Source organism: Thalassobacterium sedimentorum, assembly GCF_031127905.1.
In the GTDB taxonomy this organism is placed as follows: Bacteria; Verrucomicrobiota; Verrucomicrobiia; order Opitutales; family Coraliomargaritaceae; genus Thalassobacterium; species Thalassobacterium sedimentorum.
In genome coordinates this window covers 87,318-103,090 of sequence record NZ_JARXIC010000016.1, presented here as the reverse complement: position 1 = coordinate 103,090, position 15,773 = coordinate 87,318, and the positions used below count along the sequence as shown (strand labels likewise).

Sequence of the window (15,773 nt, the reverse complement as noted above, 5' to 3'; positions counted from 1 at the left end):
GCCATTGGCCCAAAGTCAGGATAAGAAGCGAATCCAGAGAACCAGTTCTAATTACGGTCTTAGAAAGGGCACTTTGAATTATGCAATGGCATTGTGACAAGTCGCGCCCCTACGAGAGAATTAATCTTCGTTGGGTTAATATTTTTGGTAGCTTCGGTTCTCAGAACCGGGGAGATGCCGCTCGCCCCCGAAACTTAGTTTCGAGGTTACCCTTTCGGAGCGTCTACTAGAGCATACAATTCTTAGAATTGCCTTCAGTCTTGGCTTGGCCGCGGTGGGCGTGACAAGTCGTGTGCTTAATTCGGTGTTGCCTGGGGGCGCTACGTTTGCTGCGGGCGGCGGCGGAGCTAACCCGCCTACGTTGTGAACTTTCCACTCCTCACTTCCCACTCTCCACTTCCTACTGGCGCGCGCAGCGCGCCTAGTAGCCGCGGATCGGCGCTAGCCAGCGTTCGGCTTCTTCGAGGTCGAAGCCTTTGCGCTTTGCGTAGTCTTCCATCTGCTCTTTGGCGATGGGGCCGACTTGGAAATACTTGGCCTCGGGGTGGGCGAAATACAAGCCGCTGACGGCGCTGCCGGGGGCCATGGCGAAACTGCTGGTCACGGTGGCGCCGGTGTTTTTCTCGGCGTCGAGGAGCTCCCAAATTGTGGCCTTCTCGGTGTGGTCGGGCTGGCTGGGGTAGCCGGCGGCGGGACGGATGCCGCGATACTGTTCTTTGATTAGGGCTTCGTTGTCGAGGCTCTCATCGGCTGCGTAGCCCCAGAGCTCTTTGCGCACGCGCTTGTGGGTGTATTCGGCCAGGGCTTCGGCGAAGCGGTCTCCGAGGGATTTGACCATGATGGAGTTGTAGTCGTCGCCGGCGTCTTTGAATTCTTGAGCAAATGTATCGACTCCTTCAATACAGCAAACGAAGGCGCCGCAAGCGTCTTTGAGGCCGCTGTCCTTGGGCGCGACAAAGTCACTGAGTGCGAAGTAGGGCTTGTCGGTGTTCTTCTTTTTCTGCTGACGCAGGGTGTGGAAGGTGACGAGTGGTTCGCCGCTGATGGGATCGTAGAGCTCGACGTCGTCGCCGATTGAATTGGCGGGGAAGAGGCCGACCACACTGCGCGCGCGGAAGCGTTTTTCTTCGATGATTTGTTTCAGCAGTTTTTTCGCGTCTTCGTAAATGACCTTGGCTTGCTCGCCGTATTTCTTGTGTTCGAGGATTTTGGGGAAGACGCCCTTGAGCTCCCAGGTCCAGAAGAGGGGGGAGTAGTCGAAGTGTTCGGCTAGTAGCTCCAGGTCGATGTGGTCATCGACGGTGAGGCCGGGCTTTTGCGGTGCGATGAGGTCTGCTTGTTTCCATTCGGGCGCGCAAGCTTGTTTACGCGCTTCGGCGAGTGGAATGAGGTCGGTGGCCTTTTGGCTGGCTGCGAAGCGCTCGCGTTGCAGCTCGTTTTCGGCTGCGACTTCGGCGGCAAAGGTGTCGCGTGTCTTAGGGTTGAGCAGCTTGTTGCAGATCTCAGTCACCAGTGAAGCATCGCCGACGCGCACGACGGGTTGGTCGTAGTGCGGGGCGATCTTGATCGCGGTGTGGGCCTTGCTAGTGGTCGCGCCGCCGATCAGTAGCGGCTGAGTGAAGCCGCGCTTTTTCATCTCTTTGGCGTTGAAAATCATTTCGTCCAACGAGGGCGTAATGAGACCGGAGAGGCCGATGATATCGGCGCCCCAGGCTTCGGCTTCTTCCAGAATCTTGTCGCAGGAGACCATCACGCCGAGGTCTTTGACTTCGTAGTTATTACAGGCGAGCACCACCGCGACGATATTTTTGCCGATGTCGTGCACGTCGCCCTTAACGGTGGCGATGAGGAATTTACCGGCGGAGGAACTTTCGGTGGCGTTGGCCTTTTCTGCTTCCATGAATGGGAGCAAGTGGGCGACGGCGCGCTTCATCACGCGGGCGCTCTTGACCACTTGCGGTAGGAACATGTCGCCATCGCCGAAGAGTTTGCCGACGACTTTCATGCCGTCCATCAGTGGGCCCTCGATGACGTCGAGCGGCTTTTCGTATTTGAGGCGCGCTTCTTCGGTGTCGGCGTCGACGTGGGCGACGATGCCTTTGACCAGTGCGTGCGAGAGGCGCTCTTCGACGCTGCCTTGGCGCCAGTCGTCCTTTAGCTCAGTCGTTTTTTTTTCCGCTGCGGCGGGAATGGCACCACTGCCGGATTTCAAAAAGGCTTCCAGAATCTCCGGATTCTTTTCCTGAGTGGCGCGTTCGAAGAGTGCGCGCAGCGTGTTCATACCTTCCAGCATGGCGGCGTTGATGCGTTCTTCAGGGGTGCCTGCGCCGAGCGTGACGGTGCCGGCTTTGATGGCTTCGGCGAAGTCGATCAGTTTCTCGGTGGCTTCGTCGTTGCGATTGAGTAGCACATCTTCGACCAGCACTTTGAACTTCGGGTCGATCTCGTCGTAGGGCATCAGCATGCCCGGATTGACGATGGCCATGTCGAGGCCGGCCGCGATGCCGTGATGTAGGAAGGCCGCGTGCATGGCTTCGCGCACGGGATTATTACCACGGAAGGAGAAGGAGATATTAGAGAGGCCACCGCTGGTGCGGGCACCGGGGCAGCGTTTTTTAACTTCGCGCACCGCTTCGATGAAGTCGACCGCGTAGTTGTTGTGCTCCTCCATGCCGGTGGCGACGGTGAGGATGTTGAGGTCAAAAATGATGTCCTGCGGGTCCATGCCCACCTCTTCGGTCAGGATCTTATAGGAGCGCTCGGCGATGGCGATCTTGTCATCCTTGGTGGCGGCCTGGCCCTTTTCATCGAAGGCCATCACAATGACCGCCGCGCCGTAGCGCATGACTTTCTTCGCTTGAGCACGAAATTCGTCTTCGCCGCCCTTGAGGCTGATGGAGTTGACGATGCACTTGCCTTGCACGCACTTGAGGCCCGCTTCGATGACCGACCATTTGGAGCTATCGATCATGATGGGCACCTTGCAGATGTCCGGCTCCGAGGCGACGAGGTTGAGGAAGCGTGTCATGCAGGCTTCGCCGTCGAGCATGCCTTCGTCGAAATTGATATCGATGACTTGGGCGCCTTTTTCCACCTGCGAGAGCACGATGGCCAGGGCACCGTTAAAATCGTCGGCCTTGATCAGCTTCTTGAAGCGTGGGGAGCCCGTGACATTGGAGCGTTCGCCCACATTGATGAAGGGCGTCTCGCCCATGATGATGTTGAGCGCTTCCAGACCACTGAGGCGTTGTGCGGGCACCACGGTTGGAATCGGACGTGGAGCGTATTGGGAAACCTCTTTGACCACGGCGCGGATGTGGTCCGGCGTGGTGCCGCAGCAACCACCGACCAGATTGACCAGGCCCGCCTTGGCAAAGCCGCCGACAGCGCTGCCGGTGTGATCGGGCGTTTCGTCGTAACCCGTGGCGGCCAATGGATTGGGTAGGCCCGCATTCGGATAAACGTGCACGTAGGTGTCGGCCACACGTGAGAGCTCTTCCAGGAAGGGCTTCATCAGGTCGGCACCGAGGGCACAGTTGAGCCCGACGCACATTGGCTTGGCGTGGCGGATTGAGTTCCAGCAGGCCTCGACTGTTTGACCCGAGAGCGTGCGGCCCGATTGGTCGGTAATGGTGATCGAAACGATGACCGGGATCTGCGCTTCCAGTGTGTCCTGGAAGTCGGCGATGGCGTGCAGGCAGGCCTTTAGGTTGAGCGTGTCAAAAACAGTTTCTGGCAAGAGCAGGTCGACGCCGCCTTCGACCAGCGCTTCAGTTTGCTCGTAGTAAGCCTTGTAAAGTTCGTCGTAGCTCGTGGCGCGAAAGTCGGGGCTATTGACGTCAGGCGACATCGAGCAAGTGCGATTGGTGGGACCGATCGCGCCCGCGACGAAAGTTGGGCGGCCCTCTTTTGCGGAGACCTCATCGGCTACCTTGCGGGCCAACTTTGCGGACTCGATGTTGATGTCGCGCACGCGGTGCTCGAGGCCGTAGTCGGCCTGTGCGATGGTGGTGCCACTGAAAGTGTTGGTCTCGATGATGTCCGCGCCCGCCTCGAGAAACGCGCGATGGATGTCGGAGATGATGTCCGGGCGGGTGATGGAGAGCAGGTCGTTGTTGCCCTTGAGGTCGCCCTTGACCGCGTCAAAGGAAGCGTCACGAAAGTCCTTTTCCTCCAGCTTGTGTTGCTGGATCATGGTGCCCATCGCGCCGTCCAAAAAGAGGATGCGCTCCGCAAAAAGATCGGCCAGTTGTTGGCCCTTGGCAGTCAGTGGTTTGTTGGAAATTGGATGGCTCATATCTAAGTATCAACATATCCTTATATCTTGATATGTTTAATGCAAGTGGAGAATGGACTTATTTTGGTAAAGGATCGTGTTGTGTTTGAGGGCTATGCAGGAGCCGGGACACTCCCGATACCTTGCAGTTTAAAAGCTGCTGGTGAGTCGTAGTAGGATAGAACCGTAGCGGGAGCGGTTCTCCTGATGTTCGAACTCGTCGCCGCGAAGGGTGTGTGAGAGGCTGACTTCGATCCATTTATAGCGGGCTGCGATGCCGAAGCTGAATTCGCCGACCCAAGGTTCTGAGTTGACTGATTCATCCCAATCGCGAAAGACGGGGCCGTCGAGTGTGATGTCGTGGAGCACGGCATATCCGCGTGCTCCAGTGTAAGCGTAAATAGAGAAGTCTTGGTTGGCAGCACGTCCATTGTCGAAGATGGTTGCGGTGAAGCTGCCGAGCTGTACGCGAGGAGTGATATAGCTGTTGGGGAGGTTATGTCCTATGCGAAGGAGTGCGCCGAGGTAGGCGTCGGTGCGGAAATTACCAAGAGCGGCGCCCCATTCGTAGAAACCGTCGATTTGCAGTGGCCAGTTCTGAGTGTGATCGAAGAAGCGGAGTCGTTGTTTATGATCCAAGTGTACGTTAATAGTTAATTCTGCGGGTGCTTGTGAGTCCCACCCTTGGAAGATCGGGCTGTCCGATATATTATTATGAACCCACTCTTGTACTTCCTGCGCGTAGCTATGTTGGCCAGTCGTGCCGATGGAAAGTGTGGCGCTGCTGGCAGAATCACCCGCGCTGGCTTGTAGGGAAAACTCCAATCCCATCCAGCCTGCGTAGGGGCGTTCGCCTTGTGGAGGGGTGGCTGTGGTGGTATTCTCCGGGGTGAACATGAGCTGCGTAAGGCCGATGCCATATTGAAAAGTGCTTTCCCCTTCATCGGGGAAGCGGAAGTGATTGATTGTATTGCCACGTTCGGCTCCTGTTAGGCGTCGCAGCGTTTTTTCTAGAATGTAGTGTTCTTCGGAACCAGATGCGAGTTGTCGTGCAAATGCGATGCGTGCACCATTGGTGTAGCCCTCGTCAGTGCCTGTGAGCAGGTCGTTATCCCATTGCCCGATAAGTTGCCACGGACGTTCTGCTGCGGTGGAGAGGAGGGAACTGCCGAGACTGCAGAGGACTAGAAGGAGTTGATGGTGTATTGCCATGGAGGGACAGTTTTAGCAACAATCTGTCGCTGGCAAGGCAGGTTTCATGCAGGTGCTGGACAAATTATAAAATCTTTGCAGGCTGCGTGGATATGCCAACAAAGACTACACATCGCGTTTGGGGCGCAATCGTGACGACGGTGGTCGCTTTGGGGGCCAGCATGTATGTGGCCAATCACGATAGTGAGTGGCGCACGTTGTGGCCCAGTTTGGCAGCTTTGGCAGTGGTGTTCGCTTCGGGGAGTGCCTTGGTTGGTTTGTTGGTGGGAGCGATGTGTGGCGCGATTTTATTGGCCGAGGGCTCGTTCACTGGCACCGTTGAGCAGTTAGTCATCAAGCAGTTTTGGCCTATCTTTGGTTCTTCTTGGAAGTTGAGTGCGATGCTTTTTACTTTGGTATTGGGAGGTTTCGTGGCTTTAGTTGAAGCTGGAGGTGGTTTACAGGGCTTAGTGCGTCGCTTGCTGGGCACGGGGCATGCGGCGCATCGGCGCATGCAAACCACTGTTCTAGGTTTTGGTTTATTGGTGTTTTTTGATGGTTTAGCGAATACGATGCTGATTGGTCGTCTTTTACGTTCGGCGGCAGATCGGTGCGGTGTCTCACGAGAGAAGTTAGCCTACTTGGCGGATACGACGGGTTCTGCAGTGGCGTGTTTGGCCTTTATATCAACTTGGATCGCCTTTCAGCTCTCGATGATTCGTGAAGGTTTTGAGTTGGCTGGGCAGAATGAGGTGAGCGCATATAGCTATTTCTTTAGGTCGTCGCCGACGAATTATTATTGTTGGTTTGCGCTGGTGCTGGCCCTTGTATGCGTCTGGAGAGAGTTTAATCCCGGTCCGATGGGAGGGGTTGAACGTGCTGCGCGTCGCTCGCAAAAGTCTGTTGAGGTTGCGGCGTCAGATGTGAGTGCCAGCCACTGGGGACTGGCGATTATTCCGATCGCAGTGCTGACACTTTCGATTCCAGTGCTAACTTATGTGTTAGGTTCAGATAGTCTGTTTCCGTTTAGTTTGAGTAAATTTGCGCTGGCTTATAGTGTGGCTGAAATTTATGTGCCGCAGATTTTAGTCGTTTCGAGCCTGTTGGCTTCTTTGGGGGCTGCCTTGGCATATAGGATGGGGATGCGCCCAAGTGCCGCAGGTCGCGTAGTTCCCAGTTCGAGTGCAGTTTTTATTGCAGGTGTTCGTGAGATCGCTGTGCCTGTTATGATCTTAATTGCAGCGTGGATGTTGGGAGCGGCGATCAGTCAGCTCGGGACTGCTGATTGGTTGTGTGTGAGTCTGCAAGGGCGCTTGCCCGTTTACTTATTGCCGGCTGGCACCTTTGTCTTGGGGGCTGCGATTTCCTTTTCGACGGGCACTTCGTGGGGGACGATGGGGGTGCTGATGCCGTTGGCGATTCCGGTGATTTATTCTTTAACCTCAGGTGAAGTCGATATGGAACGTGACCGTCTAATTGTGGCGTCGATTGGTGCCGTCTTTAGTGGCGCGGTCTTCGGTGATCATTGTAGTCCCTTTTCGGATACTACTATTGTAGCCTCTATCGCCTCGGGAGTGGAGCCTCTCGATCATGTGTGGACGCAGTTACCTTTCGCATTGATTGCGGCATTCGTGGCGGTGTTTGTGGGCTTTGTGCCACTGGGGTTCGGACTGCCGGCCGTGCTTTGTCTGATCGCTGGTGGCTTGGTGCTTTGGGCACTGCCAAGTGTGTGGAAAACGGTAGGCTGAGATTAGGGTCTAGTTTAGATGTTTCGCATAAGCTCCCTGCGACGAAGTTGCAACCAGAGGTTCCACGCGTGCTTCTTTAGGATTTCGCGGGCGTTATCGATCTCAGCTTTACGGGCGGTCAGGTTTTCGTTGGCGATGGTGGATAGGTCGTCAAGATTGTAGAGGTAGACATTTTCAATGTCTTCGACGGCGGGATCGATGTCGCGGGGGAGGGCTAGGTCGATGAGGAAGCAAGGGCGCTCGGGGCGGCGTTTCATGCTTTGCGCAATGATGCTGCGATCCAGTATGGTGCCGGGTGCGGCGGTGGAGCAGATGACAATGTCGAAGTGTTCCAGTTGCGCTTTGAAATCTTCAAAATCAATCGCAGAGCCGCCGAGTTCGTGTGCCAGTTTGTGAGCATTCTCGAAGGTGCGGCTGCTGACTGCGATGTCGTCGGCGCCGCGGCTCTTGAGCGCTTGCGCGGTCTTTTCGCCCACTTCACCGCTACCGAGTAGCAATACGCGGCTTTTGGATAGCTGGCCGAAGATACGGCTGGCTAGATCGACAGCGACGTTGCCGATGCTGATTTGGCCGCGGGTAATGCCGGTCTGCGAGCGGGCGGCTTTGGCGGCTTGAAAGCTCTTTTCAAAGAGGCGGTTGAGCACATTGCCCGTGCACTTGGCGTCGCGTGCTTTGGTGTAGGCCTGCTTGAGTTGGCCGAGGATTTCGGTCTCGCCGACCATTTGCGAGTCGAGGCCGGTGGACACCTCGAGCACGTGTTGCAGCGCTTCGAGGTTATTATGGCTGTAGGCGTATTGCTGGAAGAGTTCGATCGGCACGTTTTGCTTTTCGCAAAACAGTTCACGGATTTCATCCACGCGTTCGATTCGATCGGCCAGCCCGTAGATTTCGAGGCGATTGCAGGTATTGAGCACTAAGCACTCACGAATACCTTCGTGTCCGTGCAGTCGTTGTTGTAGTTCGAGTGCCTGTGGCTGTGTGAGTGCAAAGCGCTCACGCACATCCAGTGGCGTCGCGTGATGCGAGGTGCCCAGCACAAACAGAGATTGCAATACGTCGCTCATGACCAATACGAAATGTGCTTAACGCTCGACGCGGAGGGGCGCTCCAGTCGCTTGAGATTCGGAGTCGCGGGCAGATTGCACCGGCCAGAGTGAGGCGATTGCTAGCACGAAGAGTATGATCGTAGCTATCGCGTGGCGCCGTGTGACGAGTTTCTTTTGAATGCGTAGCACGAAAACGGTGAGATAGCCGAGCCAGATCAGGCAAGTCGCGGTGAGTTTAAATACAGGCACTAGTTCGTGGTTATTGACCCAAAATATGGAGCCAAAGATCAGTGAGGCACTGAGGACAATTACACCAGTGATCAGTAGGCGTTTGGCCATGAGATCCAATTGTTGCACGGAGGGCAGGTATTGGTAGAGGCCTTTGAATTGCTTCTTTTTGAGCCCGTGTTGCTGGATCAGAAACATGATAGAGACCAGCGATAGGATGGCGAAAACACCGTAGCTAAAGATGGCGAGTGCGGCGTGCAGTTCGATCCAAGGGTTGCCACCGAAGATGCCGGGCGGGTAGGCGCGATCCCATGCGGGCACGGCAAATACGCCGGCCGCGAGCAGGGCGGCGAGGCCGGCGGTGAAGAAGCCGAGTAGGCGCAAGCGGAAGGCTGGACCGATGATGAAAAAGAGCAAGACCAGCGACCAGGCGATGAATTGCGCCACTTCAAAGATGTTGCCCAGTGGGCAGGCCTTGATTTCGGCGCCACGCAGGTTGAGCCCCAGTGTTTGGATTAGAAAGCCGCCCACCAATAAGGCGAACATGACCGCGCGCGGGTAGACGCGCCGCATCAGCAGAGCGACCAGCCCAAAGGCAAACGCGCCCCCGTAAATGGCGGCGGCCACCGCGAAGGCGTTTTTATCGGTCATGGCGATTTCGTTGAGCATGGTTGTGAGTTAATTCTTAAAGGTTTTGCTCAGGTCGATATAGTTTACTTGGAGCCCCGTCTGCTCCGCGAGCTGTGCCTGGCGTTTGTCGCAAGTAACAAAAGTTGTGATCTTGCTAACTATGGCTGTGGCAACGTGGAGAATGTCGAGCGTACGACAAAAAATTGCAGCAGAATGGCAGCGTGAGAGTTCGAAACTCTCATTCTCAATTAGTAAGGGATCGGGGCGCAACCGTAGCAGTCGGCCATTTGCAATATCTTCGTCTATGTAGAGGAGTGCTTGCTCTAGTTCTTCGGCGTGTATTCGCTGGCGGCCATAAAGTACCCGCAGAGAGTTTCTGAGTTCCATTTCCCCAATAAAGCTGAGTGGAAGTATCGCTTGCGATTGAGCGATCGCGACAGTTTCTCGGCTTCCATTTTCTTCGTTGTAGAGCTTTAAGAGGGAACTGGTATCAAAGTAGTGGCTAATATTCACCGCGTCCTTCACTTACAATGTCGGACCCCATGTTATCCATCGGTCTTGGACGGTCTCCGTAAATGCTCTTGAGCCGTGCCATTAAATCCGGCCATGGCTTCGGCTCTTTCGTTTCTTGGGCGGGTGTGATGTAGGCCACGGTGTCTTCACCCATGACCCAGCGCAGTGACTCGCCCGCCACGACGCGTTCACGCACCTCTCGGGTGTGCTTCTGCAGCTCGCGCGTGTTGATTGATTTCATGGTAGACATTGTGTCTGACATCGGATTTGGGTCAACTTTATTTACTTTTTCGCGCTTTAGTGCGAAGCCTATTGAGAATCAGAGCTTAATTAACGCAGGCGTCATAAATGAAGCCTCTACATTAGGATTATTATTTTCGTGCCACGTAGGCGGGCGGTGTGGCGTGTGCGGTCTCGTAGGCGCCGTTCTGCCAGTCACGTACTTTGCTCGCGAGGAAATCTATAAATGCCGGAGACTCGTTGAGGCAAGGGATCTGCTCAAACGCTTCGCCGCCGGATTCGAGGAAGCTCTCGCGTCCGCGCATGGCGATTTCCTCCAGTGTTTCGAGGCAGTCAGCGGTGAAGGCAGGGCAAATGACCTTAACATTCTTGTGCCCGTCTTGGGGCAGCTGCTCCAGCACCTTGTCGGTGTAGGGTTGCAGCCAAGGCTCACGTCCGAGGCGGCTTTGGAAGGTGATCATGTATTTGTCTTTGGGTAGATTCGCCGCAGCGACGAATTTCTCCACTGTCATGGCGCACTGGTGACGATAGCAAGTGGCGTGCGCGGGGTGGCAGGTGTTGCAGCAATCGTGGGTGGTCATGCAGTGACTGTGCGATGGGTCGCCTTTGACCAAGTGACGCTGTGGGATGCCGTGGAAGGAGAATACCAGCTTGTCGAAGTCGCCTTTCTCGATGGAGGGCAGGGCGCGTTGGACCATGGCGTCGATGTAGCTCGGCTCTTGGTAGAAGGGCGGCAGCAGCGTCGTTTTGAGGTCGGGCTTCATCTCTCGCGCGGCGTCCATTAGCGCCACCACTGCGGTCTCGTAACTGGACATTGCGTAGTGCGGATACATCGGGATGATAAAGAGGTCGTCGACGCCTTGATCCAGTAGCTCTTTAAGTGCATCGGGAGTGGAGGGGTTGCCATAGCGCATACCGAGGCCGACGGGAATGTCGATTTGAGCGGCGAGGGCCGCCTGTTGCTGGCGGGAGGTGACGATCAGTGGCGAGCCTTCGTCCAGCCAGACTTCAGAATAGGCTTCAGCAGATTCGCGCGGGCGCGTGGGTAGGATCAGGCAGTTTACCAAGAACCAGCGGATCGCATAGGGCGCGTCCAATACACGGCCATCCATGAGGAATTCGCGCAGATACTTGCGCACATCGCTGACTTCGGTGGAATCGGGCGAGCCGAGATTGAGGAGAATGACGCCTTGTTTGGACATAGGCTAAGAGAAGGTCGCCTAGCGCCATTTTGTCAAACCGAAGAGTTAAATCAAGGTCTAAACCACATTATCAGCCTGACAAAAGAGCGCCACGTAGGGACGACTGGGATTGAGCAACTGCTTGTAAGCTACAGCAGGGGGGGGGGCTGGAGTTACGATTCATGGGGGACGATGAGTTCGGTATGGTGTCGCATCCAATCAGTTAAATGTTGTTCGATACGCTCGCAGTCGGTTTTTGCAGCTTTGTCCAGCTGTGAGGGAGCGGGGCTGCGCAGCAGTTGTCTGGCTTGCCCTCTTAGGTCGATGCGAAGGGTGGGCCACCATGATTCACGCACAGGATAGCCTTCGTCTTTGAGTAGCAGGTAGAGAGCTTTGAGGAGGACTACTTCAGGCGCTTTGCCTGCAGCAAAGGCATCCAAGGAGCGGGCTGTCAATTGGAAGAGTCGTTCAGACTCCGGCATGTGTGAGGCATTGCTGACTAGTAGTTGGCTCAAGCGCGCAGCACAGCTCAAGCTATGATAGTTCTGGCCAATAGCCTCTCTACGTTGAAGTAGCAGATACTCTTGAACAAAGCGCATGGTCCGTTGCTGCGACATTTCAAGTGAGATGGAAGCCTGATCGAAAAGGTCGGGCGTGGTGGATGTCTGAGCCCTCTTAGATCTGGAGAGGCGCTTTAGGCATAGAAAAATACCACTTTCTGCGCTTAATAGGTAGAGCTTTAGAAAGGACTCGCCAGAGGGTTCAGTTTTTAGCACGAGCGCCTCTTCGTATTTAGTTGTCATCGGGAGGGGCGCAGCCTTCTGCTTGGTTTGGGTTCTCAATTGGCACCGCTTCTCCTGTTTTCGGATTGGGGACCAGTGCCCCACCGGAAATGATGAGTTTCATGCCATCTGCAATACTCATGTTGAGGCGAGTGATGTCTGCTTCTGGTAGCATCAGTAGGAAACCACTGGTTGGGTTGGGGGTGGTGGGCACAAAAATATTGACGATATGTTCGCCTGTCACGGCTTGTGTTTCACCCTTGGCAGTGCTGGTTAGAAAACCGAGCACATAGCAATGCTTGCGTGGGTATTCGATTAAAACAACCTCTTGGAAGACTGCCTTTTTTTGTTGGCTGAAGGTGTCGACGATCTGCTTGACTGTGCGGTAGACGGTGTTGATGAAGGGGACTTGGTCTAGCAATCGCTCTAAGCCGCTGAGGATGATGCGGCCCAGCACGAAGCGAGAACCATAGCCGAGTAGGGTAATCAATAAAAAAACAACCAGAACCGAGATCGCCTCGAGCCCGAATTCGATGATGGGCTTACTGCGCCACTCTGGGTCTAGATACCAAAAAAAGAAGTTGCTTGCTGGGGTACCCAACTGTTCGAGTAGAAAGTTGATCACGATGATCGTGACTCCCAGCGGGAGCACGACGACAATGCCAGTAATGAATGCGTTTCGAAGAGAGCGGAACATGATAGGGTGAAGATCGGCGGCGCTAGGAGAGCAGGATTCCCAGGGCGAGGCTTCTCGCAATGAATTAATGCGTGGATGTAGAAGATCTGTCTATACTATACCTGAGCATCGATTGATCAACGATTGTGCGGGTCTAGGCTTTGGGACATTCTCATCGAACGTTGACGAGTTCCAGCTCCTGTGTTCTGTGCTTTTTGAGAACCAATTTTGGAAACTATATGATCAATTTACATCACACCTACGATGGTCTCGTCTTTGACATGGACGGCACCTTGGCAGATACCATGCCGACACATTTTGTTGCCTGGTCGCGTTCCATGGCCGCTCATGGTATTGTGTTTAGTGAAGAACGTTTTTACGCCCTGGGTGGTGTGCCAGCTCCAGTTATTGTCGAGATGCTGGCGCGGGAACAAGGTAAGTCCGTCGATGCGGAGGTGGTGGCCGAGGCGAAGGAGGTCCTCTTTCTGGAATTACTCAAGGATGTGCAGCCAGTGATTCCGGTGCATGCGATCGCTGAGTTTCATCGTGAGCATATGCCGATGGCGATTGCAACGGGCAGCCCTAGATGGGTGGCTGAGAAAATTCTCAAAACGCTTGGCATTTATCAGTGGTTTGGCGCGGTGGTTGGGGCTGATGATGTGGTGAATCCAAAACCGGCTCTCGATACCTACCTGCGTGCAGCGGAGCTCATTGGCGTGGATCCTCTACGCTGTCATGCCTTTGAAGATACCGATTTAGGCATGGAAGCGGCGCGCAATGCGGGCATGACTGTGATTAATATTAACACGCTTCTCTAGGGGCGCTGCGGGTGAAGCAATACCGCTGGTGACTATTTGGAGCATCACTCGATTCGCGATCTGACTTCTAGCAACTTTGGGCGCTTGGCTGTGAATCCTGTTCGAGTGAGGCCTGCCGTGTGTTTGTGTCGTGGGTTCTGGAGTCCTCAGCTAGAGAAAACCCATGCTTTACATAATTGTCACCGAGACTAGGCTCGCACGTTTTTTACAGTTGAGCGGCTTTGCAGCTCCGCATTTCGAATAATCCATTTTTTATGAAACAACGCACCATACTGAGGGAAGTTTCCATCAAGGGCAAATCGCTACACACTGGCGAAGAGGTTAATCTGACCTTGAAGCCAGCGCCAGAGAACTCTGGAGTGGTCTTTCGCCGCATCGACTTATTTGGCAAGCCTGAGCTCAAGCCGCTGATCGATCTGGTTGATGATCTGGTGCGCAGCACTACGATCGCCGATGGACATGCCAAAGTACATACCATTGAGCACGTACTGAGTGCACTAAGTGGTTGCGGGGTCGATAACGTGATTATCGAAATGGATGCTAGTGAGCCTCCTATTCTTGACGGTTCTGCTAAGCATTTTGTGAATCTCATCCAGCAGGCCGAGCCTGTGGAGCAAGATGCGGAGCGTGAATACTTCGAGCTCGAAGAGCCGATTTCAGTCACACGGGGGAATTCATCGATTATCGCTCTGCCGCACAATGGTTTTCGTATCACCTGCACTTCAGCGGACGATCGTGGTATTCATACTCAGCATCTGAGCTTGGATATCGACCCGGAGACATATATCGCGCAAGTTGCGCCTGCGCGCACATTTACTATTTACGAAGACATTGAGGAATTGCTCAAGCTCGGCAAGATCAAGGGAGGAAGTCTCGACAGTGCGATCGTGATCAAAGGCGATAAGATTGTTTCTAAGGAGCCACTGCGCTTTAAGGACGAGTTTGTGCGCCACAAGATGCTGGACATTATCGGGGATATTACCCTCGTTGGGATGCCGATCAAGGCACATATCGTTGGAGTGCGCCCCGGACATGCGTTGAATGCAGAACTGTCAAAGGTACTACGCAAGAAGCTGTTGGAGAAGATTAAAGGCGCCAAACAGAAGAAGGAGGAGCGCAAAAAAAAGTTAGTCTCGGTCGATGCTGCAGAAACGGTTATGGATATTCGGCGTGTGCTCGATATTTTGCCCCATCGCTATCCTTTTGTGATGATTGATCGTGTGATCGAGATTGTTAGTGAAGACGAATTAGTCGCGCTCAAGAATGTGACGATTAATGAGCCATATTTTCAGGGGCATTACCCAGGCCGGCCAGTAATGCCAGGAGTGCTGCAAGTCGAGGCGATGGCACAGGCTGCTGGTGTGTTGCTGCTACGTAAGCTGCCCGTCGGAGAGAACAAAATTGCCTTCTTTATGAGCGTGGATAAGGTTAAATTTCGTCAAGCCGTCGAGCCAGGCGATTCGATCGAGATTCGTGTGAAATTGATCAAAATTCGCGGTAATAAAATCGCGACTGCCACGGGGCAGTGCACGGTCGGTGGTAAGGTCGTGTCTAGTGCGGAACTCATGTTCATGTTGGCTGATGCCACAGATTAACCTTAACTCATAGATCTATGGCCACGGACATTCATCCGACCGCAATTATCGAACCTGGTGCTGAGCTGGAAGAGGGGGTCCGTGTGGGAGCCTACGCTTATATCGGTCCCCAAGTTACAATCGCAAAGGGCACAGTGGTGATGCATCACGCGACGGTGGATGGTGCCACCACGATGGGAAACGATAATGAAGTGCATCCATACGCCTATGTCGGCGGTAAAACGCACGATCTTAAATATCGCGGAGGCTGCCCTGGGCTAAAAATCGGTCGCGGTAACGTCTTTCGAGAGTTTACGACTGTACATTGTGCGACCACTGAGGGGACGGATACCATTGTGGGCGATAATAATCTAGTGCTCGCTTACAGCCACATTGCGCATGAGTGCATTGTGGGAAATCATCTTGTGATGAGTAGCCATGCTGCGTTGGGAGGGCATGTCCAGCTTGGCGATCATGTTAACGTTGGCTGGGGGGCAGGTCTACATCAGTTCTGTCGTGTCGGCGATTATGCAATGGTAGGCGCGGCCTCGAAAGTTGTGCAAGATGTGCCGCCTTACATGATAGCCGATGGTAGTCCTGCAATGGTGCGCACGACTAATAAAGTCGGCCTGGAACGTGCTGGATTCACTCCGGAGGATATTAATCTGGTGCGGCGTGTTTTTAAAATGTTCTATAAAGAAGGGCTTAATCGTCGTCAGGCAGCTGAAAAGCTTAGCGCGGAAATGTCTGTCGAGAGCGAGATCGTTAAGACCTTTTTGAGTTTCGTTCACGCTAGTGAACGCGGGCTCTCTTAAGGGGGCCGTAGCTTAGTCGTTCCCTTCCATTTGCCAGTAGTCAGCAATATATTTG

The 15,773-nt window shown here is 54.3% G+C and carries 13 protein-coding genes; 4 read left to right on the top strand and 9 right to left on the bottom strand.

What is annotated here, in order from left to right; all coding sequences use genetic code 11:
- Window positions 1-421: 421 nt before the first annotated feature.
- Window positions 422-4,297 (bottom strand): methionine synthase, encoded by a 3,876-nt coding sequence (locus QEH59_RS11170; protein ID WP_308985454.1) that lies wholly within the window; start codon window positions 4,295-4,297, stop codon window positions 422-424.
- A gap of 129 nt (window positions 4,298-4,426) precedes the next feature.
- Entirely contained in the window at window positions 4,427-5,488 is a 1,062-nt protein-coding gene (locus tag QEH59_RS11165) for a lipid A deacylase LpxR family protein (protein ID WP_308985453.1), read from the bottom strand.
- Between the two features lie 92 nt (window positions 5,489-5,580).
- Between QEH59_RS11165 and QEH59_RS11160 the strand changes: the two genes are divergently transcribed.
- On the top strand, window positions 5,581-7,215 hold the full coding sequence (locus QEH59_RS11160) for a Na+/H+ antiporter NhaC family protein (protein WP_308985452.1): 1,635 nt from the start codon (window positions 5,581-5,583) through the stop codon (window positions 7,213-7,215).
- A 14-nt stretch (window positions 7,216-7,229) separates the two neighbouring features.
- Here QEH59_RS11160 and hemA read toward each other — a convergent pair whose 3' ends face one another.
- The 7 genes from hemA to QEH59_RS11125 all read right to left on the bottom strand — a co-directional run bounded on the left by hemA (window position 7,230) and on the right by QEH59_RS11125 (window position 12,532).
- Window positions 7,230-8,279: a glutamyl-tRNA reductase gene (hemA, locus tag QEH59_RS11155; RefSeq protein WP_308985451.1), complete on the bottom strand. Its 1,050-nt coding sequence runs from the start codon at window positions 8,277-8,279 to the stop codon at window positions 7,230-7,232.
- 18 nt (window positions 8,280-8,297) lie between these two features.
- The gene (locus QEH59_RS11150; RefSeq protein WP_308985450.1) at window positions 8,298-9,158 is read right to left on the bottom strand and encodes a cytochrome C assembly family protein; all 861 of its coding nucleotides are present in this window, start codon (window positions 9,156-9,158) and stop codon (window positions 8,298-8,300) included.
- Window positions 9,159-9,167: 9 nt separating this feature from the next.
- A complete protein-coding gene (locus QEH59_RS11145) occupies window positions 9,168-9,632 on the bottom strand; it encodes a type II toxin-antitoxin system VapC family toxin (RefSeq protein WP_308985449.1) in 465 nt (154 codons plus the stop codon).
- Window positions 9,622-9,873 carry a hypothetical protein gene (locus QEH59_RS11140; protein WP_308985448.1) on the bottom strand — a complete coding sequence of 84 codons (252 nt, stop codon included), beginning with the start codon at window positions 9,871-9,873 and terminating at the stop codon, window positions 9,622-9,624. Before QEH59_RS11140 ends, QEH59_RS11145 begins: the two co-directional genes overlap by 11 nt.
- A 130-nt stretch (window positions 9,874-10,003) precedes the next feature.
- Window positions 10,004-11,074: a ferrochelatase gene (hemH, locus tag QEH59_RS11135; protein ID WP_308985447.1), complete on the bottom strand. Its 1,071-nt coding sequence runs from the start codon at window positions 11,072-11,074 to the stop codon at window positions 10,004-10,006.
- A gap of 152 nt (window positions 11,075-11,226) precedes the next feature.
- Window positions 11,227-11,856 carry a hypothetical protein gene (locus QEH59_RS11130; protein ID WP_308985446.1) on the bottom strand — a complete coding sequence of 210 codons (630 nt, stop codon included), beginning with the start codon at window positions 11,854-11,856 and terminating at the stop codon, window positions 11,227-11,229.
- The gene (locus QEH59_RS11125; RefSeq protein WP_308985445.1) at window positions 11,846-12,532 is read right to left on the bottom strand and encodes a DUF502 domain-containing protein; all 687 of its coding nucleotides are present in this window, start codon (window positions 12,530-12,532) and stop codon (window positions 11,846-11,848) included. Before QEH59_RS11125 ends, QEH59_RS11130 begins: the two co-directional genes overlap by 11 nt.
- 218 nt (window positions 12,533-12,750) lie before the next feature.
- Here QEH59_RS11125 and QEH59_RS11120 point away from each other — a divergent pair, with 218 nt between their 5' ends.
- The 3 genes from QEH59_RS11120 (at window position 12,751) to lpxA (ending at window position 15,718) form a co-directional block, all read left to right on the top strand.
- Window positions 12,751-13,329 (top strand): HAD family hydrolase, encoded by a 579-nt coding sequence (locus tag QEH59_RS11120; protein ID WP_308985444.1) that lies wholly within the window; start codon window positions 12,751-12,753, stop codon window positions 13,327-13,329.
- Window positions 13,330-13,583: 254 nt separating this feature from the next.
- A complete protein-coding gene (locus QEH59_RS11115) occupies window positions 13,584-14,924 on the top strand; it encodes a bifunctional UDP-3-O-[3-hydroxymyristoyl] N-acetylglucosamine deacetylase/3-hydroxyacyl-ACP dehydratase (RefSeq protein ID WP_308985443.1) in 1,341 nt (446 codons plus the stop codon).
- A 17-nt stretch (window positions 14,925-14,941) separates the two neighbouring features.
- The gene (gene lpxA, locus QEH59_RS11110) at window positions 14,942-15,718 is read left to right on the top strand and encodes an acyl-ACP--UDP-N-acetylglucosamine O-acyltransferase (protein WP_308985442.1); all 777 of its coding nucleotides are present in this window, start codon (window positions 14,942-14,944) and stop codon (window positions 15,716-15,718) included.
- Window positions 15,719-15,773 lie beyond the last annotated feature (55 nt).

Excerpts from the sequence above, each read along its gene's own strand:
- QEH59_RS11160 (WP_308985452.1), top strand. The coding sequence starts at position 5,581 with ATGCCAACAAAGACTACACATCGCGTTTGGGGCGCAATCGTGACGACG.
- hemA (WP_308985451.1), bottom strand. The coding sequence starts at position 8,279 with ATGAGCGACGTATTGCAATCTCTGTTTGTGCTGGGCACCTCGCATCAC.
- QEH59_RS11170 (WP_308985454.1), bottom strand. The coding sequence starts at position 4,297 with ATGAGCCATCCAATTTCCAACAAACCACTGACTGCCAAGGGCCAACAA.
- lpxA (WP_308985442.1), top strand. The coding sequence starts at position 14,942 with ATGGCCACGGACATTCATCCGACCGCAATTATCGAACCTGGTGCTGAG.
- QEH59_RS11120 (WP_308985444.1), top strand. The coding sequence starts at position 12,751 with ATGATCAATTTACATCACACCTACGATGGTCTCGTCTTTGACATGGAC.
- hemH (WP_308985447.1), bottom strand. The coding sequence starts at position 11,074 with ATGTCCAAACAAGGCGTCATTCTCCTCAATCTCGGCTCGCCCGATTCC.
- QEH59_RS11140 (WP_308985448.1), bottom strand. The coding sequence starts at position 9,873 with ATGAAATCAATCAACACGCGCGAGCTGCAGAAGCACACCCGAGAGGTG.
- QEH59_RS11125 (WP_308985445.1), bottom strand. The coding sequence starts at position 12,532 with ATGTTCCGCTCTCTTCGAAACGCATTCATTACTGGCATTGTCGTCGTG.
- QEH59_RS11150 (WP_308985450.1), bottom strand. The coding sequence starts at position 9,158 with ATGCTCAACGAAATCGCCATGACCGATAAAAACGCCTTCGCGGTGGCC.
- QEH59_RS11115 (WP_308985443.1), top strand. The coding sequence starts at position 13,584 with ATGAAACAACGCACCATACTGAGGGAAGTTTCCATCAAGGGCAAATCG.
- QEH59_RS11130 (WP_308985446.1), bottom strand. The coding sequence starts at position 11,856 with ATGACAACTAAATACGAAGAGGCGCTCGTGCTAAAAACTGAACCCTCT.
- QEH59_RS11165 (WP_308985453.1), bottom strand. The coding sequence starts at position 5,488 with ATGGCAATACACCATCAACTCCTTCTAGTCCTCTGCAGTCTCGGCAGT.